This window comes from Acetobacter thailandicus (genome assembly GCF_011516655.1).
In the GTDB taxonomy this organism is placed as follows: domain Bacteria; phylum Pseudomonadota; class Alphaproteobacteria; order Acetobacterales; family Acetobacteraceae; genus Acetobacter; species Acetobacter thailandicus.
In genome coordinates this window covers 357,508-380,125 of sequence record NZ_WOSV01000001.1, presented here as the reverse complement: position 1 = coordinate 380,125, position 22,618 = coordinate 357,508, and the positions used below count along the sequence as shown (strand labels likewise).

Sequence of the window (22,618 nt, the reverse complement as noted above, 5' to 3'; positions counted from 1 at the left end):
TCAAATCGGAATAGTGCGCTCAAGCGTTCTGCTCAGAGCAGTCAGGCCAGGCAGAATTTTGCCTTCCATCCATTCCAGAAACGCGCCGCCTGCTGTTGAGACATAGGTCATGTCATGCAGCACACCGGCGTGACGCAGGGCAGAGACTGTGTCCCCACCACCGGCAATCGTTTTCAGCGTGCCGGCTTTTGTCAGGCGTGCGGCTTCGAGAGCAATCGTCGTGGTGCCAATATCAAACGGAGGGAGCTCAAAAACACCAAGTGGCCCGTTCCAGACCAGTGTTTTCAGAGTGCTCAGTTTTTCTTTCAGCAGCGTGACTGTTTCAGGGCCAACATCAAGAGCCATCCAGCCATCAGGAATGTCAGCCACACCAGCGACAGTTGTTGGTGCGCCTGCAATAAAATCCTGTGTCAGCACGACGTCGACGGGCAGAACCAGCTCGCAGTTTCTGGCTTTAGCCTTTTCCATAATCTGGCGGGCTGTATCCAGCATGTCTTCTTCTTTGAGAGACTTGCCGACATTATAGCCTTTTGCCGCAAGGAAGGTGTTTGCCATTGCGCCACCAACGATCAGAACATCAACTTTTTCCAGAAGATTTTCCAGCAAAGTCAGTTTTGTTGAGATCTTGGCTCCGCCAATAATGGCTCCGACCGGATGGTCAGGATTTTCAAGAGCGGTGTCGAGAGCTGTCAGTTCAGCCTGCATCAGACGTCCTGCAAAAGCAGGAAGATGGTCTGCTACGCCTGTGGTTGAGGCGTGGGCACGATGTGCTGCTGAGAACGCATCATTGACGTACACATCGCCCAGTTTTGCGAGCGCTGTGGCCAGGTCAGGGGCATTGGCCTCTTCACCAGGGTAGAAGCGTGTATTTTCAAGTACCAGCACTTCGCCGTCTTTGAGAGACATGGCCGCAGCCTCAGCATCCGGGCCAATGCAGTCATGCGCAAAGCTGACAGGTTTGCCAAGTTTTGTGGCCAGTGCTTCAGCTATAGGCTGAAGTGACATCGCAGGCACAACCTTGCCTTTGGGGCGGTCAAAATGACTGATGATAATAACCCGCCCCCCTTTGTCAGAGAGCTCGCGGATTGTGGGTACAATCCGCTCAATACGGTTAAAGTCGGTAATCTTACCATCTTTAACCGGTACATTCAGATCCGCCCTCAGCAGAATACGCTTACCTGCCGGGTTGAGATTATCGAGTGTGTTGAAGGAGAGTTCTGCCATTACAGAGATCCCAGCAGAGCAGCCGTGTCAGCCATACGGTTAGAGAAGCCCCATTCGTTATCATACCATGAGCAGACACGAACCATTTTGCCGCCATCAACCAGGGTGGTCTGAGTTGCATCGAAAGAGGACGAGGCAATAGCATGGTTAAAGTCAGAGCTTACCAGAGGGGCATCTGAATAGGCCAGAACACCAGCCAGCGGGCCGGATTCAGAGGCTTTTTTGAAGAGATCATTGATTTCTTCAACCGATCCAGGGATTTTTTTAGGCACAATATCAAGTGATACCAGAGAGACGTTAGCCGTTGGTACACGAATGGCTGTGCCGTCGAGTTTGCCTTTGAGGTGCGGCAGAACAAGACCTACAGCACGGGCAGCACCGGTTGATGTCGGGATCATGTTCAGCCCGGATGCACGAGCGCGGCGGAGGTCTTTGTGCAGGGTGTCAACTGTGCGCTGGTCACCTGTGTAGGAGTGGATGGTGACCATATAGCCGCGTTCAATGCCGTAATGATCTTCAAGTATTTTTGCTACTGGTGCCAGGCAGTTGGTTGTGCATGAAGCGTTAGAGACGACAGTCATATCCGATGTCAGAATATCGTGGTTCACACCGTAAACAATTGTCGCATCTACATCAGTACCAGGTGCTGAGATCAGTACCTTACGTGCGCCGGCCTGGAGCAGAGGGCTTGCTTTTTCTTTTGATGTAAACAGGCCTGTACATTCCATCGCCACATCAATACCTTTGAAAGGTACTTTTGACGGGTCACGTTCGGCAGAGACAGTAATCGGATCCCATGTGCGGCCATTGGCAGAAATAATCAGCTTATTGCCGTCAACCTTTACATCAGCAGGGAAACGCCCGTGCACACTGTCATATGAGAGCAGATGCGCGTTTGCTTCAACGCTGCCCAGGTCATTAATAGCTACAGGCACAACGTCTGTCCGCCCGCTTTCAATCAGTCCACGCAGGACAAGACGCCCGATCCGTCCGAAGCCGTTAATTGCTATTTTGACTGCCATTGTTGAGTTTTCCATTCTTGTTTTATGACTTTGCCAGAGTGGCTTTCCGCGTTTTTGTCCACGGAGGGGAGGCCTGCCTGCGGGAGAGAGTCCCGCATCATGCCTGATGCGAAAAGGTGATGTTTCACCACTTCGCAGACCGCTTCGGCAATGCTGCCGGAACGATCATATGAGGTGCCGGTCTGAGCAGAAATGTTCAGAGCGTTCATATCTACAAAAACTCCACCGGGACTAAGCCACTGTTCCCATCCAAAACCTGAGGCGGCTTCGATACCGACTCGTATGCCAGATCCGCCCAGAACCTTCTGGCGATAGGTTTCAGGCTGGTCCGCAAAAAGTTTCCAGCAGGGAAGTGACACGACCGCGGTACGAATCTCCTGCTTCGCCAGATGGTGCGATGCTTCGAGCGCGATGGCAACCTCTGAGCCTGAGGCGATAAGGGTGACCTGGGGGGCATGCTGATGCTGCAGCAGATATCCGCCGCGCGATGGGCTGCCAAAACAGCTTTTGGGAAAAGGGGTGTCAGGGTTTTCATCCGGGGTGAGGCTGAGCACGCACGGCCCGTCTTTCCAGCGAAGAGCTGCCTCCCAGCACTGAAATGTTTCGTGCACATTGGCGGGACGAAACACCGCAAGGTGAGGAATGGCCCGCAGTGCCGGCAGCTGCTCTGCTGAGAGCAGACCACCGCTGAGACAGTCCTGATTGAGTTTGTTTTCAGTCAGCAAAAGCAGCACTTTTCTGCGCATAAAGGCGACCATACGCAGGGCTGTCATCATTCGGTCTGCCGCTATCAGGGGGGCCTGGCAACAGGCCAGTAACCCGCCATGCAGAGCGAGTCCGATCATAAGACCTGACATCCCTTCAGCTTTAGAGCCGCAGATGACGGTGCTATTTTCAGGGGGGGATAAAGTATGGTCCGTCAGGATGTCAGAAGGCAGAGGAAGAGCGGAGGATGAGAGGCACATAATTTCTGGCAGAAGACCTGCCAGAGTATGAAAGGCGACAAGGCTTGCGTTTTTTGTTGATCTGTCATGAGATCGGCGCATATGCCAGCGCCATGTGCGCAGCCAGTCTTCGGACAAAAGGGGAGGCAGCTGTTCCATCTGCTCGCGCTGAAAGGTGCTGCGCTGCCGGTGCCTTACCAGGCGGCGTAGCCACGAACGGCGCGCAGATGCGCCTCGCCGTGCTGTAAGACTCCATGGCCCCGTGAGTTCTGCCGGAGGAAGGGAGTTTTGCTCATCTGAGCTTTTGCGGGCCGGTGAGGGGGAGCAGACGATTAGTGTCGGCTTTCTTGAGCGCAGAGCCGCGGCCAGAGCGGATGTAACGGATGACAGGTCGCCCGCTGTGATTTTACGGATATTCCACCCCGATGCCTGAAAAAGCGCGAGTGAAGTGATGAGTTCAGGAGAGGGACTGTCAGATAGTGATGCGACCAGAAGTGTCAGCCGGTCGAGGCCTGATTGTCCTGCGAGCTGAGCGACCTCTGTCGCGGCTCCTGACGCCAGGTCTGTATCCTGCACAACGGCCCATGTCCGGTGATTGATGAGAGAGCGGCCGAAGCGACTGGCGAGTGTCTGCTCGCCCAGTGCCATTCCGGCCGCGGCTGCAATACCATAGCTGGCAGGCCCGGGGGCAATTTCAGTGTGCGTGTTTTGGGGCGTTTTGTAGGGGCCTGAGCTGCCAGTCAGGCTGAGCATAATGTCGAGCAGTGGCAACATAGAGGCGGAAGGTACAAGAAAGCGGTCTCTGTCAGGCCACGTAGGGGCTTGCGGGTCAAAGCGCAGTACCCGACACCATAAAGCAGTAACCGGAAGACACATCAGTTCAACGAGAGCACGGCTTGCAGGCGGGATATGCCCGGTTTCAGACAAAAGTTGCCTGACCGTACCAGCCATACGCAAAACTGCCGTAGCCTGGGCAGAGCGCCGCTCATTTTTTTTCTGATGACCCTGACGTGTGGAGTCTGACGTCGCCATAATGCTTTCGTCTCAGAGGACAGTGCAGCAGCAGGTCAGATTGTCCCGCTGTAAGAATGGCGGTAGTATAAACCGCCTTAGCAGCGGGACAAGAGAAAACCTTATGCGCTGTGCTTTTATAATGAAATACTGTGTAAAAAGAGAGTAACAGGGGTATCTTATCCCCGGGAATGATTTTTTGAACTCTTGCGCCGGAGAAGAATGGGCGTAAGAAGCGATGCTACTGTTGTGGAGATGCGCCTGTTATGCCCTCTGTTATTTCTATTACTGCACAGCGCTCGGTTATGAGGGTGAGCGCACTGCTGGGGGCGGTTCTGTGCCTGAGCGGTTGTAAGCTGATCGACCAGAAAACATTTAATCCACAGGCGGGCAAACCTCCTGTACCTTATATTCCGCCACAGCCACCAGGTCCTCCTCCTGTGCCTCCGTTGCTTCAGGTTGTTGCCGGCACGCCGTCAGAAGAATGGCGTGTCCCTGTAGAAACGATGGTAAAAAAGGCTTTGCAGAGCAAAGCAAACATTTTATTTACCGTGAAATGTCTGGTGCCTTCAAGCGGGCTGCCGGATCATGACAGATCTGCTTTGACAGATCTGGTGAAAACAGATGGTCAGGCTATGGTTGAGGCTCTGACAGAAGCGGGTGCTCCGCCCGGGCAGGTTGAGATAACAGCTATGCCTGATTCATCAGTGACGAAGCCTGTTGTCAGGGTATATGTGCGGTAAGTCGCAATTTTTTTTATGTGACGTAATGCCGAAAGAAAAGCCATAAACGCCGCGCCCAGGTTACTGTGGTGACGCAAGGAGAGAACAGCGTGAGAGTAACCAGAAACGCCAGACATCCGTTTTATGAACGGTGTCATGAGGTTCTTGACGAAATCAGGCAGCAGGGCCGTTATCGCACGTTTACGCCCCTGTCGCGGCTGACAGACCGTTTCCCTGTCTATGAAGAGGGAATGGCACCGCCACCTGAAGGGCGTGAAGTTGTTGTCTGGTCAACCAATGATTACCTCGGGATGGGAGTTGTGCCTGAGGTGATGGAAGCCGCCGTCGCTGCCGTGCGTGAGCATGGTGCCGGGGCAGGTGGCACACGTAATATTGCCGGCTCAAGCCCGCTTCATACTGAGCTTGAGGCCGAACTGGCCGCTTTGCACGGAAAAGAAGCCGGCCTGCTTTTTGTTTCTGGCTATGTATCTAACCAGGCAACATTACAGACAATTCTGACCTCCATGCCAGGCTGGATCTGTTTTTCGGATCAGATGAATCATGCATCAATGATTGCAGGCATCAAAGGGGCCAGAGGGTCACAGACTGTTATTTTTGAGCATAATAATCTGGCCGACCTTGAAGAGAAACTCGCGGCAGCGCCGGCTGATGCACCTAAGCTGATTGCATTTGAGAGTGTTTATTCAATGGATGGCGATATCTCTGATATTGCCGGTACATGTGCTCTGGCCCGCAAATATAATGCTCTGACTTATCTTGATGAAGTGCATGCTGTTGGTTTGTACGGCGAGGAAGGCGGCGGCGTATCACAGCGTGATGCGGTTGCCGACCAGGTTGATATCATCGAGGGTACCCTGGCTAAAGGTTTTGGCGTGCATGGTGGTTATGTTACAGCATCAGCTGAGATTATTGATTTCCTGCGATCAACAGCATCCGGTTTTATCTTCACTACGGCTTTGCCTCCTTCTGTTGTTGGCGCTGCCCTGGTGAGTGTAAAAAAGGTAAGGGCAGAAAACTGGCGTCGTGATGCTATTTTTGAGCGGGTGCATGCTTTCAGGCAGCGTCTGCGTGCTGCGGGTATCCCTTTTACGATGACACCAAGTCATATCATACCTGTGCCTGTCGGTGATGCGGAGCGTTGCAAAAGGATCAGTGCGCGCCTGCTTCGGGAGTTCGGGCATTACGCAACGCCTGTTAATTACCCGACTGTACCTGTCGGAACAGAGCGCCTGCGCCTGACACCAGGTCCGTCACATACGGATGAAATGATGGATGATATGGTGCGCGCGCTCTCTGTTTTGTTTCGTGAGGAAGGTATCGTGCACACCTGGCAACCGCAGCCAGAGGGTGTTGGCTAACTTTTGGCTGGCAGACATTCCTGCTCTTAAACGAGGAGGAATGTCTGAATTTTTCAGTGGCTTTTTCGCATGCGGGCGAGAGCGGTTTTTAACTCATCGAGAGAAACCGCACCGGGAACAATCTGCAGATCACCAAAGACAAACGTTGGTGTGCCGTCGAGGTTGATGGAGCGGGCCAGCTCTATGTTGTTATGCAGGGCGGTAGCCACTTTTGGGCTCTGCATGTCTTTTATAAGCTGATTGGCATTCAGGCCAATATGCTGCGCAACCCGGCGAATACGATCTGTTGACGGACTTGCCGTGTCGCTCATCAGAGCAAGCTGAAACTCTTTGTAAGCATGCTGCTCACCGGCGGCCAGAATAGCACGGGCGTCGAGAACACTGTTCGGGCCCAGAACAGGCACAATTTTTTCTACCAGGCGCAGGTCATGCTCGCTTGCAACGAGTTTGTCCAGGTCTGACAGAACCTTGCGGCAATAAGGGCAGCGTGGGTCGTAAAACTCTACAACTTCCAGTGTGCCATGAGGGTTGCCCAGAACAATGTCTGTGTTGCTCTGTCCAAACAGGTCTTTGTGCGCCCGTACAGCGGCAAGAGCATCAGACTGCTGCTTTGCTGTGGCCTGCGCCTGCATGGAGGCAACGGCATCTGCCAGAATAGAGGGGTCTGTTTTAAGTGCGTCGCGCACAATGTTTACGATTTCTTTACGCTGCTCGGGTGTAAAGCTCTGGCTGTCAGCATAAGCTGGTACAGAAAAACCTGAAAGCGAAAGACAGGCACCGGTTACAAAAGTAAGTTGCCTGAGAGAGGGAAAAACTGATTTTTTCATGATTTTACCCTAATGCAGAAGCGTTAGAATGGGAATTGCAGACAGAAAGCTTTACCACAAACGCAGAGTATGTGTTGCTGAGTGTGCCGAAGATGGCTATCGAAAAGAAGGCAGCTAAAATCTGTCTGTGAGCGTATCTGAGAATAAATGGAGAGATCCTGACGTGTCCGAGCGTTATTTAAGCCCCGGTTCTGCCCGACGTACATCGATCTTTTCCGCTCCCGCACGTGTGGCTGCCAGTTTGTTTATGGCAGCGTTACTGGCGGGTTGTGGAGGGTCTTCAGCACCTCAGCTCACGGCTGTTTCTGGTTTTGTCGGAGAAGTTGTCGCTGATGAACCTCTGGCAGCGCTTGCTGCGCGTGATGTACTGGCCCGGGGCGGTAATGCGGCAGATGCTGCGGCAACACTGGGGCTGGCTTTATCTGTAACATTACCTTCACGTGCTTCACTGGGAGCCGGTGGTGCCTGTCTTGCCTGGAAACCCGGGCAGAAGAATGGCGAAGCTTTTCTGTTTCTGCCCCCGGCGGGAACGGAGGCAGGAGCTGAGCGTCCTGCTGCGGTCCCTATGCTGGTGCGTGGCTTTTATCTGATGCAGTTGCATTATGGCAGTGTCGATTTCTCCGAAACGCTGATGCCGGCTCGTAATATGGCCCGTGACGGTGTGCCTGTTGGCACATTACTGGCTTCAGATCTGAGCACAGTTGACGCTGCCTTGCTGGCAGATGAAAAAGCACAGGCGATTTTTAGCAATGGCAAAGGAGAAATTCTGAAGACGAATGACCTGATGGTGCAGTCACGTCTTGCAGGATCTCTTGAGCGCATTCGCACAGCCGGGACAGGTGATTTATATACAGGCTCTCTTGGTCAGGTGTTCTCTCAGGCTGCTCACGATGCCGGTGGGGGAGTGTCTATGGCTGATATGAGGCGCAACCTCGCAACGGTTTCGGCTCCTTTATCTCTGGATATTAACGGGTTGAGGGTGAATTTACTGCCTCCTCCGGCTGATGGTGGTCTGGGTATGGCGGCGGCTCTGACACATCATCAGAATCAGGGTGTGCTGATTGGTGAATCCGTCGTGTCAGGCTGGCGTAATCAGACGAATGGTAAGCCGATAAATGTAAATATGGCGCAGTCTATGGTGGATTCGCAGCGTTTCCCTCAGGGGGGTAACCTGAGTGCTCTGCCGGCATCTACCTCCTTCATTGTGACTGACCGCCAGGGAGAGACTGTTGGTTGTGCTCTGACAATGAATAATCTGTTTGGTACAGGCCGTGTCGCAGGTTCTACAGGTATCGTTCTTGCAGCCTCTCCTGCCAGATTACCTCTGCCTATGCTGGCGGCGGCGATAGCACATAAAAACAAAGATTATTTCCATGCTGCCGCAACAGCTTCAGGGCAAAATGTCGCAGCTGATACAGCAGCAATTGCGCTCAGGGCTGCTATTTTAGGGGTGAAACCTAAAGTGGGTAATGGCAATGGACGTGCAAATTTTGTGTCATGTCGCGACGGTTTGCCGGGAGATGAAAAAAAATGCTTCGGCTGGACAGACCCTCGTGGCAGCGGTCTGGCGGTTTCCGGTAACCAGGATAACCAGAAAAAATAAGACACGGCTCTGTCGGATACACAGCTTGCATTTTTTCAATAATTTCACTACACATGTTCTTCTTTTGTTCCTAAATAAAACAAAAGAAGAACGGTTTCTTAATGCGTTGTGCTGAGTGTGCAGAACAGGCAGTATGACGGGCTGAAACGGGTGTTGTCAGGCATGCGCTTAAGCAGGAAGCGCCCGTAGAATCAAAATACAGGCGCACCGTGCAGCCTGTGCAGTATAATGTCTGACAGACAGCAGGAAGGGTAGGGTATGGATAAGGCAAAAGCTCTTGAAGGTGCACTCGGGCAGATCGAGCGTGCTTTTGGTAAAGGGTCTGTTATGCGGCTGGGCCAGCGCCCGCGTGAACAGGCTGACGTCATTCCTACCGGCTCTCTGGGGCTTGATATTGCGCTCGGCATTGGTGGTTTGCCACGTGGTCGCGTAATCGAGATTTACGGCCCGGAGAGTTCTGGTAAAACCACTCTTGCTTTGCATGCTATTGCTGAAGCACAGAAAAAAGGCGGCACCTGCGCTTTTATTGATGCTGAGCATGCTCTGGACCCCGGATATGCCAAAAAGCTTGGCGTTGATGTTGATAACCTGCTGATCAGCCAGCCGGATGCGGGTGAGCAGGCACTTGAAATTGCCGATACGCTCGTGCGTTCGGGTGCAATTGATGTGCTGGTTGTCGACAGTGTGGCAGCTCTTGTGCCGCGTGCAGAGCTTGAGGGTGATATGGGCGACAGCCATGTTGGCCTGCATGCCCGGCTGATGAGCCAGGCATTGCGTAAGCTGACAGGTTCGGTCGCACGCTCTAACACCATGATGATTTTCCTTAACCAGATTCGTCTGAAAATCGGTGTAATGTTCGGCAGCCCCGAGACAACAACGGGGGGTAACGCACTGAAATTTTATGCCTCAGTGCGTCTCGATATTCGTCGTATCGGCTCTATTAAAGATAAAGATGAAGTCGTGGGTAATCAGACCCGGGTTAAGGTCGTTAAAAATAAAATGGCCCCTCCTTTTCGCCAGGTTGAATTTGACATTATGTATGGCGAAGGGGTGAGTAAGGTCGGCGAGTTGCTTGACCTTGGTGTGAAAGCTGGCGTGGTTGAAAAGTCAGGCGCCTGGTTCTCCTACGATAGCCAGCGCATTGGCCAGGGCCGTGAAAATGCCAAGCAGTTTCTGCGTGATCACCCTGAAATGGCGGCAGATATTGAACAAAAAGTACGTGTTCATGCCGGTGTAGTGGCAGATTCCATGATGGCGTCACCTGAGCCTGATGAAAGTGCAGACGCAGACGAGTAGAGTTAGTCTGCTATTATGCGTGATAAAAGTCTGGCTTCGGGGTCATAAGAAGCCAGCACTTTTTCTTCTTCCGTAGAAATGTTTTCTGGTGTGAATCCCTGTTTCTCCCAGAATTTCAGGGCAAGCCGTGTTGAAACCAGACTGATGCAGGGCAGAGCATAGCTTCGGGCTATGGTTTCCATCAGAGCAATACCGGTGCCGGCAAGTCCCAGCCCTCTTGTTGTAGGACTTAATACAATATCGTGGATATACCAGCGGTCAGGGGCCTGAGGCAGGGCTGTGAGTATGGCATTTAGTTTCGGTGTTATGCACCCAAACCAGGGGTGACTGAGAATATACCCCTCAATCAATGCTCCTTTGTTCAGCACAAAACAGCCATCAGGTGCCAGTTGCAGGCGGTTGGCAAAAACTGCCGCATCTTCGGGGTAGTCAGTGTGTATCTGTGTGGCCAGGCTGGTGACACTGATAAGATCGTCTGGTGTCATGAGGCGCCAGATGCTAGAGGGGCACATAACAGGCATTATTTTAAAATGTCCCGACTTATTTAGTTGAAAAAAATAGCTATTCAGAGGTTTAGCGTCTCATGCAAATATTCTCTGCTGTGAACTGAAGCTGTCAGATCATGCCGGAAGTAAGACTCACGCTGCGCCTTGATGCAGATGATACGCCTGTGCTGGGTCACGGGAAAATACGTTTACTTGAAAAACTTGCCGAAACGGGCTCTATTTCTGCAGCCGGGCGGGCCATGGGCATGTCTTACAGGCGGACATGGCTTCTGGTTGACAGCCTCAATCAGCTTTTTTCCTCTCCTGTAGTGACAACACGCACGGGCGGCGGCGGCGGCGCTACGGTTACGCAACTGGGGCTTGCAGTACTCGCCCTTTATCGCAAAATGGAAGCAGAGGCAGCAGTTGCCTGTGCTGAGGATATGGCCCGTTTACGCCGTTTGCTGGCAGGTCAGAAGACAAAGACTTAAAAAAAAATCTAAATTCATATAAGTATGGTCAGCATAGTCCGGATGAAAAATAATATCGCAGAATAAAGCGGTGTATAACAGGAGATCAGGCGTGTCGTCATCTATACAGCGACGAGACATTATAAAGGGTGGAGCCGGAGCTACTCTCGCTACGCTGGCGCAGGGGTTTTCTGCACGTAAGGCCAGTGCAGCTGAAGCATCCCATGTTGCTCAGATGGCTGGTGCGACAGGGGCTTTTACTCAGGATACTGTGCGGCAGATAGCAAAGCGTCTTGCTGCGGCTCCTTATGCCGGGCCTGATCAGACTTTGCCCGCAGCGATTGATAACCTGAATTTTGATCAGTTCCGGGGTATTGAATACCGCGAGGACAAAGCGCTGTGGTACGGCGAGCATCTCGATTTTGATGTTGAGTTTTTCCCACGTGGTTTTCTCTATCGGCCGCGTATCGATATTTATGAAGTAAAAGACGGCCAGTCAGCGCCGGTTCCTTACAGCCCTGATTTGTTCAGTTATGCTGACCCGGCCTTAAAAGTGCAGGATAACCTTGGTTTTGCCGGGCTACGTTTGCGCACAGCGATTAATACCCCTGGTGTGATGGAAGAGTTCTGCGTCTTTCTGGGGGCATCGTACTTCCGTGCTGTTGCCAAAGGGCAAAATTACGGTTTGTCAGCGCGTGGCTTTGCGAACGGTACCGGCGATGCCAAGGGTGAGGAATTTGCTCTGTTCCGCGCTTTCTGGCTTGAAAAACCCGCTCTTAATGTTGATACGATCGTCGTGCATGGTCTGCTCGACAGTCCGTCAGTTACCGGGGCATTCAGCTTCTCTATCCGCCCAGGTGATACAACAATTTTCGATGTGAAGTCGTCTTTGTTCCCACGGGTAGAGATGAAGCAGTCTGGCATCGCTCCCCTGACGGGTATGTTCTATTTTGATTCAAACGATCGTAATCATGTTGATGACTGGCGCCCTGCCGCACATGACAGCGAGGCTCTGCAAATTTGGACAGGGGCAGGTCAGCAGCTGTTCCGCCCTCTGCGTAACCCGCTTGACCTCCAGTTTTCAGCATTTGCTGATGTTTCGCCCCATGGTTTCGGGCTGATGCAGCGGCGTCGTAATTTTCATGATTTTGAAGATCTCGCGCTCAATTACGAAAAACGTCCTTCTTTGTGGGTTGAACCTATAGGAGACTGGGGTGAGGGCTGGGTTGACCTGGTTGAAATCCCCACACCGAATGAGGTGAATGATAATATTGTCTCTTTCTGGCGGCCTAAAGCACCGCTGGTTGCAGGTAAGGAATATAATTTCACGTATCGCATGTACTGGGGGGCTGATAACCCATTCCCCACGTCACAGGCGCGCGTTGGTGCAACACGTGTTGGTGCCGTGACGGATGATAAAACGGCCCGTTTCTTTGCAATTGATTTTACGGGTGAGCCGTTTAAGCATTTACCGGCAGACACACATTTTCACCTTATTCCACAGACAACATCAGGCACGATCCGTAATGTTGTGGTTGAGCCTAATCCTAATATTAAAGGCTGGCGTACAACATTTGAGTTTGTTCCTGGTAATGAAAAAGTGGCTGAATTGCAGGCTGTACTGGCAACAGATGACGGGCCTATTTCAGAAAAATGGCTTTATAAATGGACTCCGTAACACCTGACATTTCAGCTTTTGAAGCGTTGCCTGCTGAGTCACCTCTTTTTATGCCTGAGCAGAGCTTTTCTGCCCGGCCGGATAAAGAGGGGCGACCCCGCACGCCGGTAACAGAGCCCCGCACTATTGTTTTGCGGCGGCTGTCTGTTCTGGGTTCGGCGCTCGCGCTGACAGTCTATGGTGCCTGGCATATGCACCTGGTGCTTGACGCCAATGGTGTCACGCTGCTCGGGTTTACGATGCTCGCGCTTTTTGTGTTGCTGTTTTTCTGGATAGGGCTGGCTTTCACCTCAGCCTGTGCGGGCTTTTTTTCTATGCTGACCCGCGGCGGCCTTGGTCTGGGGCTGACCCGTTCCGGACCATTGCCTGAGCTGCAAAGCCGTACGGCTCTGTTGCTGCCGGTTTATAATGAATCACCACACCGGGTTATGGCAGGCCTTAAAGCTATATATAGCAGTCTGAAGGCAACAGGGCAGATCGGTGCGTTCGATCTGTTTATTTTGTCTGATACGACGCAGCCTGATGTGTGGATTGAAGAAGAGGCTGCTTTTCTGGCTTTGCGTGATTACACAGGGCCGGGCGGGCGTGTGTATTACCGCCGTCGTCATAACAATACTGAGCGTAAAGCCGGTAATATTGGTGAGTGGGTGCGTCGTTTTGGCGGTGCTTACGCGCATATGGTCACGCTGGATGCAGATTCTGTGATGTCGGGTGACACACTGGTGCGTATGGCAGGAGCGATGGAGCGCCACCCGAATGTGGGGCTTATTCAGACATTACCGGTGATTGTAGGCGGGGGTACACTTTTTGCCCGCATGCAGCAGTTTGCCGGGCGTGTGTATGGTCCGGTTATTGCACATGGTATTGCCTGGTGGCATGGCTCTGAGGGGAATTACTGGGGGCATAATGCGATTATCCGCACCCGTGCATTTGCCTCTCAGGCCGGGCTGCCTCATGTCCCGGGGCGACCACCTTTTGGCGGGCATATTCTCAGCCATGACTTTGTCGAGGCTGCGCTGATGCGCCGGGGTGGCTGGGCCATTCATATGGTGCCGGCTCTTGATGGTTCTTATGAGGAGAGTCCCCCCTCGCTGACTGACGTTGCTATTCGCGACCGGCGCTGGTGCCAGGGTAATCTGCAGCATATGAAGGTTCTGCCAGCCAGAGGGCTGAGCTGGATCAGCCGTATGCATATGATTGTTGGCATAGGAGCTTATGTTACGTCACCGTTGTGGCTGATTTTTCTGCTGACCGGTATTTGTATTTCTTTGCAGGCCCATTTTCAGCGCCCCGAATATTTTGGCGATACCAAAACGCTTTATCCTAACTGGCCACATGTTGACCCGGTGCAGGCAAAATATGTGTTTATTGGTACGATGCTGGTGCTGCTGGCTCCAAAATTTCTGGCTTATATTGCTTTGCTTTTTGATAAAACGACCCGCAAAGGGTGCGGTGGCTTTATCAGAGCCGCCATTTCTGTGCTTGTCGAAACCTTTATCGGCGGGTTGATTGCACCGGTTGCTATGCTGATTCAGACCTCTGCTGTGGTTTCTATTTTATCCGGGCATGATTCCGGGTGGAATGCTCAGCGTCGTGATGATGGAGATTTTCCGGTTAAAATTGTCGTAAAGCAGTACACTAAGTTCACACTCTTTGGTCTCGTACTGGGATGTGGTGCATGGATTGTATCATCGGCTTTATTTTTCTGGATGACACCTGTTCTGCTGGGGCTGTTGCTGGCTATCCCTCTCGTGGTGCTGACCAGCAGTCGCAAGACAGGTGAAGCACTGCGTCGGGCAGGCGTTTTGCTTATTCCGGAAGAAACATACCCTCCTGAGGTCCTGGTCACTGTACAGAATGAACTGAAAACCGAGGCAGATATTCTGCCTGAGGGTGCAATTTCTGCTCTGCGTAAAAATAAGGCATTGCGTAAAGCGCATCTTGAGATGCTGCCTCGCCCACGCCAGCCTGGTGAACCGATCAGTGCTGATCGCCTGGTTGGTCTGCTAAAGGTGAAGGAGGCCCCCAGTGTTGCTGTTGCTGAGCATGCTCTGACGATCAAAGAGAAAGCTGCTGTACTGGGGTGCCGCGAAGGGGTTGAAGCCCTGGTTGCGCTGCCTGAGAAATAAGAAGCGGGTAATATTAGTTTTCTGGCGTCGTGTCAGGCAGGCTGCCAACGTTTTCACAGGCTTTGGCAAGCTTTACGTCGGGGTCATGCACACCACATAATCTGCGCACATCAGGGGAGCACATTTCGATCGCATTTTCGAAATCTGATTCCAGAACATCATGGGCAATAGCCAGATCAGGGTCGCTGGATGAACGCTGCTCTTTTTTGTCAATCAGATCCTGGGTTTTGTGCAGCTCTTTAAGGGCATTAATACAGGATTCACTGGCTGAATCAGGCTGAAAGCGTAAAACAGCGAGCTCTTTCTGCAGCTGAGCATTGGGTACATTACCGTTAACTGAATCTTTTTTTTCAGCATGTGCCACCGAGGAAAAGCAGCAAAAAGCAGAGAAAACAACAGGTATAAATGAGGATGTTTTTAATCTGAGCACGTTTACACTTTCTTATGTCTGGCGGAGAAATTTTAAACAGTATGGCTGTGTCTATAGCCTCTTTGTGCTCTTTTTTGCCATGTAAAGGAAGAAAATCTGTGCCGCAGTGGCAGAAGTGCCAGATACGGACTTGGCAGCAGGGCCAGTTTGGTGTTATCGCTTGCGACGGAAAGTCGGCAGTGGACGGATACCTTGTTGACCTGGTCAGATCCGGAAGGAAGCAGCCACAGTGAGTTTCGTCCGGGTCATTGTTCGGCTTTCCACCTGTTATTCCCTTACAAATAAGGGACAGGCAGAGCCAGTCTCCATTATCCGGAACCGCAATGACCGATAAGGCCGATGCCGGCTCTCCTCAGGCGGAGCCTCCCGATTCCCTCCTGGAGCAGCCCGGTTTCTCCGACGGTTTTTTAGAGCCGGTTTCTTCCCCCGCTGCACCCTATCGTGTTCTGGCCCGAAAATACCGGCCTGCAACGTTCGATGACCTTATCGGTCAGGACGCTATGGTGCGCACATTGCGCAATGCTTTCAGGCTTGGGCGTGTGGCACATGCGTTTATGCTCACAGGCGTGCGCGGCGTGGGTAAAACAACAACAGCCCGTATTATCGCCCGTGCCCTTAACTGCACCGGTCCGGACGGACAGGGTGGCCCCACGGCCGACCCGTGCGGTGTCTGTGCTAACTGTGTTGCTATTTTAAAAGACCGTCATCCAGACGTGCTCGAGATGGACGCAGCCTCGCGCACCGGTGTTGATGATGTACGTGAGATTATAGAAGCTACGCGCTTTCGCCCTATGCAGGGGCGCATGAAGGTCTTCATCATTGATGAAGTGCATATGCTCTCGCGTAATGCATTTAATGCGTTGCTGAAAACTCTTGAGGAGCCACCGGCTCAGGTCACTTTTATTTTCGCCACGACGGAGCTGCGTAAAGTACCGGTAACGGTTTTGTCGCGCTGTCAGCGTTTTGACCTGCGGCGTGTTGCACAGTCTGACCTCGTAGCTCTTTTTCAGCGTATTGCCGAAAAAGAAGCACTTCGTCTCTCGTCTGATGCCCTGGCTCTTATCGCCCGTGCGGCTGATGGTTCGGTGCGTGACGGCCTGTCGCTGCTTGACCAGGCTGCTACCCGCGGTACGGCTGAGGATGAGGTAAGTGCCGCTGTTGTGACCGATATGCTCGGCCTTGCTGACCGTCAGGTTGTGTTTGACCTGCTTGAAGCGGTGATGACCGGCAAGCCTGATACGGCACTTGCCCTGGCTGATGCAGCGCATGCACGCGGGGCTGACCCCGGCCTCGTGCTGAATGATATACTTGATCTGATTCACACAGTATCTCGTCTGAGGGCCGTTCCGGGTCTGCGAGATGCCGCGGATATGCCTGAGGCTGAGCGTGTACGTGGGGCTGCACTGGCCGACAGCCTGCCTGTGCCTGTGCTGATGCGTGCCTGGCAGATGCTTGTAAAAGGTATTCAGGAGGTCGAACAGGCACCTGATCGTCGTGCTGCGGCTGATATGGTGCTGATCCGCCTGTGCTATGTTGCAGACCTGCCATCGCCGGGGGAGGTGATTAAGCAGCTTTCTGCTGGTGGTATGCCGCCGCAGGCTCCGGTGGAGCGCAGGCAGGATGCACCGTCTGAGAGCATGCCTCCATCTGGCAGCAGCCGGGTTATGCCGCAGGTTGTTTCTGGTGGGCAGGGTGGTGGTGCGACAGCCTTACGTTTACCTGAACCTGATACGGTGCAGAGTGCTCCCCAGGCTGAAGCCGTATCCGCTCAGCCCCGCAGCTGGCGGGAGGTTGTTGCTCTGGTCAGGCAGGAGCGCCAGGCGAGTTTACATGGCGTGTTGCGCCATGCTGTGCACCTGGTGTCGTTTGCGCCCGGTCATATTGTTATTCGCATTAAAGAAGGTGCAACCCCTCATCCTGTTAAGCCTTTACAGACAGTTTTGCAGGCTGTGACCGGTATGTCATGGCGCATTACTTTGTCTCAGGAGGAAGGTGAACCGACTCTGGATGAACAGGGTGCTGAAATTATTCAGTTTCAGCGCCAGGATGTGCAGGCTCATCCCCTGGTTCAGGCCATTCTTAAGGTTTTCCCTGAGGCGGAGCTGGGGGATGTGAAAGATCATGCTCTGGATGAGTATGGTCTCCCCCCTGAGGAGATTCCCGATCTTATATTTGCACCGGTTGATGCTGAACTGACAGATGAAGATGAGCGTCCGACAGACCCAGGCCTGTCTTTTGATTAAGGCGGGGTAGCAGTACGGGGCTGAGATGCTTATTTTATTTCTTAACAAAAAATGCTGCTTTGTGCGGCACCAGCAGGAGAGACACAATGAAAAACTTAGCCGGTCTGATGAAACAGGCCTCTCAGATGCAGTCTAAAATGGAAGCCATGCAGGCGACCCTTGAGGCAATGACAATTGAAGGCAGTTCAGGTGCCGGTATGGTAACGGTTCTTCTGAGCGGTAAAGGTGATATGCGTTCCATCACGATCGACCCTAAGCTTGCTGACCCTGCTGAGATGGAAATGCTTCAGGACCTGATCGTTGCGGCCTGTGCTGATGCCCGCACCAAACTTGACGTGAAAGCCGCAGAAGAGATGGAAAAAGTGACAGGTGGTCTGAACCTGCCCGCCGGTATGAAACTTCCTTTCTGACCTCTTATGGGCGGGCACGAAATACAGCAGCTGATAAGGCTGTTCGGGCGTCTTCCTGGTCTTGGTCCACGCTCGGCGCGCCGCATCGTGCTTTACCTGCTGCGTGACCCGCAGGCTCGCCTGCAGCCTTTGCTCAGAGCACTCGATCAGACGGGGCAGGCCGTCACAACCTGTTCCACCTGTGGTAATCTTGATACCTCTGATCCGTGTCATATTTGCACAGATGAAACGCGTGATCAGCGGCTTGTCTGCGTCGTTGAAACAGTGGGCGATTTGTGGGCGCTTGAGCGTGCCGGAGTGCATGGCGGGGTGTATCAGGTGCTCGGGGGTACATTGTCACCTCTGGCAGGCGTCGGTCCTGAAGATCTTAATATTGCGTCCTTACTGGCGCGCCTTGATGCGGGGCAGGTGCGTGAGATCATTCTTGCGCTGGGTGCAACTGTTGAGGGTGCAACAACCATGCACTGGCTGATGGACAGGCTGGCTGAGTATGAGGTGACACTAAGCCGGGTTGCGCAGGGTGTACCAGCCGGTGGCGCCCTTGATGTGCTTGATGATGGCACACTGGCTGCAGCACTCGGGGCCCGTCGCCCGGCGTAGTGTAAGCCGCTGCTGTCAAAGGAGAAATCATGTCAGAAGAACATAATACTCTGCCTGTGTCGCAGGCGGTGCCGCGTCGTGCCCTGGTGACGGGTGGAAAGGCACGGCTGGGGCAGGCTATGGTCATGGCACTGGCCCGCGCCGGGTTTGATGTTGCCATTCATTACCGGGAAGAGACAGCTGAGGCAGAACAAACCCTGCGTGCTGTTGAGGTTCTGGGGCGTAAGGCATGTCTGCTTCAGGCGGATATGATGGTGGAAGAGGATACAAAAACTCTTTTGCCGCGTGCCGCTGCGGCTCTTGGTGGCCCGTTAGGGGTGCTGATCAATAATGCTTCGACTTTTGAACGTGACGAGTGGGATGAAGTTACGGCTGACAGCTGGGCAGAACATATGCAGCCTAACCTGCGTGCCCCTTTTGTGCTTATGCAGGCCTTTGGTAAAGCATTGCCGGCAGAGGCTGAGGGGGTAATTTTAAACATGCTTGACCAGCGGGTCTGGTCGCTTACGCCTCACTTTGTCAGTTATACCGTGTCAAAAAGTGCATTATGGACTCTGACACAAACTATGGCTCTGGCACTTGCTCCTCATAAAATCAGAGTAAATGCTATAGGGCCTGGTCCGGCCCTCGCCAGTACAAGGCAGAGTGACGCACAGTTTGCCCGTCAGTGTGCATCTGTGCCGCTTGGGCATGGTACATCACCCGACGAAGTGGCCCGGGCTGCTCTTGCATTTCTGGCCCTGCCATCTGTGACCGGGCAGATGCTTGCCCTGGACGGAGGGCAGCATTTACAGTGGTCTCCGGTTTCAGCGCAGTCTGCTCAGGAAGAGTGAGAAAAGAAATATGACTGTTTTTGCGCCCTGGGTGAGCGAGCAGCCTCTGCGCTGTCTGTTTATCAATAATATGCTGATTGATGCCTATATTGGCGTTTTTCCGCATGAACTGAATGTGACGCAGCGTATTCGTGTATCTGTTGCTTTTGGTGTTCCTGACAGAAACGACCTTGAGGTCGGGCAGGATGACCTTAGCCGTACGGTGTCATACGAGCATGTTGTCAGGCTTGTGCACCAGATCATTGCTGAAGGGCATGTGAGACTGGTGGAGACACTGGCCGAGCGTATTGCAGCTGGCGTGCTGGCTGATCAGCGTGTGCAGGTTGTCAGAGTGAAAATAGAAAAACTCGATGTGTTTGAAGAAATCGAGTCGGTTGGCGTTGAAATTGAACGCCGGCAAAAAATAGCCTGAATAAAAAAACCTCATCACCATGACAGTGATGAGGTTTTTTATCAGATCACGAATCGTGATCTTCTTTGTCGGTGGTGACATCGATATCTGAGCTGATGTCATCATCATCGTCGTCGTCATCCAGTTCCGGTGCATCATCAAGATCTGCATCGGCATCTGTATCGGTATCTGTGCCGAGATCCAGATCATCCTCATCTTTCTGAGCCGGTGTCGTATTAGACGAGCTGGAAATCAGGCTGTCACTTGTGCGACGCAGGCGCGGCACGAGATCAGGCTGAGCCGTGCCACATTTCGGGCAGATGGCTGTTGGGCGGTCGAGATCGTAAAAGCGGGCACCACAGGAGACGCAGACGCGTTTGGTGCCGAGATCGGGCTGCTGAGACATCTTGCTACTACCTGTCGATCATGAGCAGAGATCAGAAAGGCGGCAAAGCCTTCCTGAATAAGGAACGAATCCCGGTTCCGACAGTCGAAACCGCAGACTCAATAATGGTGATTAAGCCGTGGCCAGATGCCATTGCATAGAGTTTGTGTCAAACCCTGATAGCTCAAAAAATCGTTTTTTCTTGCTTTGATGGCGTTTTCTGCACAGTGACGGATTGACTTGATGCCCCGTAATACCGAGAAAATGCAGCTATGAAACAGTCAGAAACCTCCCCCTCAGGTGCCGCGGTTCGCCCGTTGCGTGTCAGCCGCGTTCAGTCCCCTCTGACAGGGACCACTGTCGTCCCTGGTGATAAATCCATCAGTCACCGTTCCCTGATGCTCTCTGCTCTGGCGAAGGGTACAACCCATATCACAGGCCTGCTTGAGGGCGAGGATGTGCTGTGCACAGCTGACGCCATGCGTGCACTGGGTGCTGTTATTCACCGTCATGCAGACGGATCATGGACTGTTGAAGGGCGTGGCCTGGGACAGTTGCAGGAGCCTGCTGATGTTCTGAACATGGGTAATTCCGGCACATCAGCCCGTTTACTCAGTGGCATTCTGGCCAGTCATAACATGATGAGTGTGATGACGGGGGATGCCAGTCTGCGTCGCAGACCAATGAAACGGGTTATCATTCCTCTTTCTGAAACAGGGGCTCGTTTCATGAGCCGCGAAGGGGGCAGGCTGCCTCTTGCTATTCAGGGAAGCGCAGAGCCAAAAGCTCTTGAATATCGCCTGCCGGTGGCATCAGCTCAGGTTAAGTCTGCTATTTTGTTGTCAGGCCTTAATGCGAAGGGGGAAACCCGTGTTGAGGAGCCTGTGCCGACTCGTGACCATACAGAAAATATGCTGAAGCATTTTGGTGTGCAGATCAGTGTTGAGGAAACATCTGCCGGAGGTCGTATTATTCGTCTGCAGGGTGGGCAGAGCCTTAAGGCCGCTGATGTGATAGTGCCGGGCGACCCGTCTTCAGCCGCTTTTATTGTTGTGGCGTCTTTGCTTGTCGCGGGCTCTGAGGTCGTGATCGAGAATGTTGGTCTGAACGTGTTGCGCACAGGGCTGTTTGACACACTGCGCGAAATGGGTGGGCAGATTGAGGTGCTTAACCAGCGTATTGAGGCGGGTGAGCCAACAGGTGACCTGCGGGTAAAGGCTTCAGCTCTCAGGGCTGTCGACGTCCCTGCTGAGCGTGCGTCCTCTATGATTGATGAATATCCTGTTCTGTCTGTGGCCGCCGCTTATGCTGAGGGCGTATCGCGTTTCCGTGGTCTGGGTGAACTGCGTGTGAAAGAGAGCGATCGTTTTGCTTCAACCATTGCTTTGCTTGAGGTTAATGGTGTGCGCACAAGCGTTGAGGGGGATGACCTGATTGTGCATGGTACAAAGGGCGCCATCCCTGGTGGCGGATGTGTCGGGACACATATGGACCATCGCCTGGCTATGAGTGCGACTGTACTCGGTATGGTGGCGGATCAGCCTGTGGAGGTTGATGATACAACTTTTATCAACACCAGCTTTCCGGGGTTCTTTGAACTGCTGAACCGTATTGGCGCAGGGCTTGCCGCATGAGTGTGCGTGGCCCTGTTATTGCTGTTGATGGCCCGGCGGCGGCTGGCAAGGGTACTCTGGCTAAACGCCTGGCTAAGGCGCTTGGTGTGCCTTACCTTGATACAGGTTTGCTTTATCGTGCGGTGGGCCGCCTTGTGCTTGATGCGGGTGATAACCCGGCAGACCCTGCCGAGGCTTTTGCAACCCGGCTGACACCGGCCGATCTGGCACGTAAGGATTTACGCACGCCTGATGTTACCCGGGCTGCCAGTGAGGTGGCTGCTCAGCCAGCTGTCCGTGAAGCTCTGATTGCTACGCAGCGCAGTTTTGTCGGGCCGGAGGGGGCGGTGCTTGATGGTCGTGACATTGGCACAGTGATTTTTCCTGATGCTGAGGTGAAGCTTTTTATCACCGCATCAGCCGCGACCCGTGCGTTACGGCGTTTTCTGCAGCAGGGTGGTGATATGCAGGCCCCGGATGCAGCCCTGGTTTTAAAAGAAACGCAGGAGGCTCTCAGCGCACGCGATCTGGCCGATTCTCAGCGTGCTGTTGCTCCGCTTAAGCCTGCCGGGGATGCGCTGCAGATAGAAACAGATCATCTTGATGCTGATCAGGTGCTTGCCCAGGCTCTGGCTTATGCGCGGGAGCGTCTTACCAGGTGAGGGGAGCTCAGGCTGCCACATGCTCTGACTGAGAAAACACGGTTTCTGACATTTTATCCGAGTCTGAGAGAAAAAACTCAGGGTTTATGTTGACAAGCGCCCATGAGATGGTTTCTCTGCCAACAGGAGTGTCCGTGCACATTGTGTGCGGATTTCTGTAATGTTGACATATGGCTCGGTAAAACCCCTGAAGAATGGTCTTCTGTGCGTGTTTTCGGGCAAGTCGTGTTGCTTTGTGCAATGCGCAGGAATGACCAGTCT

21 protein-coding genes and 1 other RNA gene are annotated in these 22,618 nt (G+C 53.1%); 15 read left to right on the top strand and 7 right to left on the bottom strand.

What is annotated here, in order from left to right; genetic code table 11:
• From GOB58_RS01725 to GOB58_RS01715, 3 genes are read right to left on the bottom strand one after another with little or no spacing between them, the layout of a single operon-like run.
• Positions 1-1,224, bottom strand: a complete 1,224-nt coding sequence (locus GOB58_RS01725) for a phosphoglycerate kinase (protein ID WP_086553557.1) — start codon at positions 1,222-1,224, stop codon at positions 1-3.
• Positions 1,224-2,246: a type I glyceraldehyde-3-phosphate dehydrogenase gene (gap, locus tag GOB58_RS01720; protein ID WP_173559144.1), complete on the bottom strand. Its 1,023-nt coding sequence runs from the start codon at positions 2,244-2,246 to the stop codon at positions 1,224-1,226. Before gap ends, GOB58_RS01725 begins: the two co-directional genes overlap by 1 nt.
• Entirely contained in the window at positions 2,231-4,222 is a 1,992-nt protein-coding gene (locus tag GOB58_RS01715) for a transketolase-like TK C-terminal-containing protein (protein ID WP_173559143.1), read from the bottom strand. Before GOB58_RS01715 ends, gap begins: the two co-directional genes overlap by 16 nt.
• Positions 4,223-4,467: 245 nt before the next feature.
• On the opposite strand from GOB58_RS01715, the gene GOB58_RS01710 reads away from it, so the two are divergent.
• Positions 4,468-4,944: a hypothetical protein gene (locus GOB58_RS01710; RefSeq protein WP_086553554.1), complete on the top strand. Its 477-nt coding sequence runs from the start codon at positions 4,468-4,470 to the stop codon at positions 4,942-4,944.
• An 89-nt stretch (positions 4,945-5,033) separates the two neighbouring features.
• Positions 5,034-6,302, top strand: coding sequence for a 5-aminolevulinate synthase (gene hemA, locus GOB58_RS01705; RefSeq protein ID WP_086553553.1), 1,269 nt, complete (start codon positions 5,034-5,036; stop codon positions 6,300-6,302).
• 53 nt (positions 6,303-6,355) lie between these two features.
• On the opposite strand, the gene GOB58_RS01700 is transcribed toward hemA, so the two are convergent.
• On the bottom strand, positions 6,356-7,129 hold the full coding sequence (locus tag GOB58_RS01700) for a DsbA family protein (protein WP_173559142.1): 774 nt from the start codon (positions 7,127-7,129) through the stop codon (positions 6,356-6,358).
• A gap of 247 nt (positions 7,130-7,376) precedes the next feature.
• On the opposite strand from GOB58_RS01700, the gene GOB58_RS01695 reads away from it, so the two are divergent.
• Both GOB58_RS01695 and recA read left to right on the top strand, forming a co-directional pair.
• The gene (locus tag GOB58_RS01695) at positions 7,377-8,732 is read left to right on the top strand and encodes a gamma-glutamyltransferase (RefSeq protein WP_173559265.1); all 1,356 of its coding nucleotides are present in this window, start codon (positions 7,377-7,379) and stop codon (positions 8,730-8,732) included.
• Positions 8,733-8,990: 258 nt separating this feature from the next.
• Positions 8,991-10,028, top strand: coding sequence for a recombinase RecA (gene recA, locus GOB58_RS01690; protein WP_086553551.1), 1,038 nt, complete (start codon positions 8,991-8,993; stop codon positions 10,026-10,028).
• A gap of 2 nt (positions 10,029-10,030) precedes the next feature.
• Here the strand turns inward: recA and GOB58_RS01685 are convergent, their stop codons facing one another.
• Positions 10,031-10,513: a GNAT family N-acetyltransferase gene (locus tag GOB58_RS01685; protein ID WP_242005180.1), complete on the bottom strand. Its 483-nt coding sequence runs from the start codon at positions 10,511-10,513 to the stop codon at positions 10,031-10,033.
• 137 nt (positions 10,514-10,650) lie between these two features.
• Here GOB58_RS01685 and GOB58_RS01680 point away from each other — a divergent pair, with 137 nt between their 5' ends.
• The 3 genes from GOB58_RS01680 to mdoH all read left to right on the top strand — a co-directional run bounded on the left by GOB58_RS01680 (position 10,651) and on the right by mdoH (position 14,790).
• Positions 10,651-11,004: a winged helix-turn-helix domain-containing protein gene (locus GOB58_RS01680; RefSeq protein WP_086553550.1), complete on the top strand. Its 354-nt coding sequence runs from the start codon at positions 10,651-10,653 to the stop codon at positions 11,002-11,004.
• A gap of 91 nt (positions 11,005-11,095) precedes the next feature.
• Positions 11,096-12,661 carry a glucan biosynthesis protein gene (locus tag GOB58_RS01675; protein ID WP_086553549.1) on the top strand — a complete coding sequence of 522 codons (1,566 nt, stop codon included), beginning with the start codon at positions 11,096-11,098 and terminating at the stop codon, positions 12,659-12,661.
• Positions 12,649-14,790 carry a glucans biosynthesis glucosyltransferase MdoH gene (gene mdoH / locus GOB58_RS01670; RefSeq protein WP_173559140.1) on the top strand — a complete coding sequence of 714 codons (2,142 nt, stop codon included), beginning with the start codon at positions 12,649-12,651 and terminating at the stop codon, positions 14,788-14,790. The genes GOB58_RS01675 and mdoH overlap by 13 nt, the downstream gene beginning before the upstream one ends.
• A gap of 13 nt (positions 14,791-14,803) precedes the next feature.
• Here mdoH and GOB58_RS01665 read toward each other — a convergent pair whose 3' ends face one another.
• On the bottom strand, positions 14,804-15,154 hold the full coding sequence (locus GOB58_RS01665; RefSeq protein ID WP_143295965.1) for a hypothetical protein: 351 nt from the start codon (positions 15,152-15,154) through the stop codon (positions 14,804-14,806).
• 233 nt (positions 15,155-15,387) lie between these two features.
• Between GOB58_RS01665 and ffs the strand changes: the two genes are divergently transcribed.
• From ffs to folB, 6 genes are all read left to right on the top strand, one after another.
• Positions 15,388-15,485, top strand: an RNA gene (gene ffs / locus GOB58_RS01660) — signal recognition particle sRNA small type.
• 58 nt (positions 15,486-15,543) lie between these two features.
• Positions 15,544-17,463: a DNA polymerase III subunit gamma/tau gene (locus GOB58_RS01655; RefSeq protein WP_173559139.1), complete on the top strand. Its 1,920-nt coding sequence runs from the start codon at positions 15,544-15,546 to the stop codon at positions 17,461-17,463.
• A gap of 86 nt (positions 17,464-17,549) precedes the next feature.
• A complete protein-coding gene (locus tag GOB58_RS01650; RefSeq protein WP_086553545.1) occupies positions 17,550-17,873 on the top strand; it encodes a YbaB/EbfC family nucleoid-associated protein in 324 nt (107 codons plus the stop codon).
• A 6-nt stretch (positions 17,874-17,879) separates the two neighbouring features.
• On the top strand, positions 17,880-18,473 hold the full coding sequence (gene recR, locus GOB58_RS01645; RefSeq protein WP_086553544.1) for a recombination mediator RecR: 594 nt from the start codon (positions 17,880-17,882) through the stop codon (positions 18,471-18,473).
• A 29-nt stretch (positions 18,474-18,502) separates the two neighbouring features.
• Positions 18,503-19,306, top strand: coding sequence for an SDR family oxidoreductase (locus GOB58_RS01640; RefSeq protein WP_173559138.1), 804 nt, complete (start codon positions 18,503-18,505; stop codon positions 19,304-19,306).
• 10 nt (positions 19,307-19,316) lie between these two features.
• Positions 19,317-19,718: a dihydroneopterin aldolase gene (gene folB, locus GOB58_RS01635; RefSeq protein ID WP_086553542.1), complete on the top strand. Its 402-nt coding sequence runs from the start codon at positions 19,317-19,319 to the stop codon at positions 19,716-19,718.
• 46 nt (positions 19,719-19,764) lie between these two features.
• Here folB and GOB58_RS01630 read toward each other — a convergent pair whose 3' ends face one another.
• Positions 19,765-20,103 carry an FYDLN acid domain-containing protein gene (locus GOB58_RS01630; protein WP_086553541.1) on the bottom strand — a complete coding sequence of 113 codons (339 nt, stop codon included), beginning with the start codon at positions 20,101-20,103 and terminating at the stop codon, positions 19,765-19,767.
• A 251-nt stretch (positions 20,104-20,354) separates the two neighbouring features.
• On the opposite strand from GOB58_RS01630, the gene aroA reads away from it, so the two are divergent.
• Entirely contained in the window at positions 20,355-21,716 is a 1,362-nt protein-coding gene (gene aroA / locus GOB58_RS01625; RefSeq protein ID WP_173559137.1) for a 3-phosphoshikimate 1-carboxyvinyltransferase, read from the top strand.
• Positions 21,713-22,357 carry a (d)CMP kinase gene (cmk, locus tag GOB58_RS01620; protein WP_173559136.1) on the top strand — a complete coding sequence of 215 codons (645 nt, stop codon included), beginning with the start codon at positions 21,713-21,715 and terminating at the stop codon, positions 22,355-22,357. Before aroA ends, cmk begins: the two co-directional genes overlap by 4 nt.
• Positions 22,358-22,618: the final 261 nt, after the last annotated feature.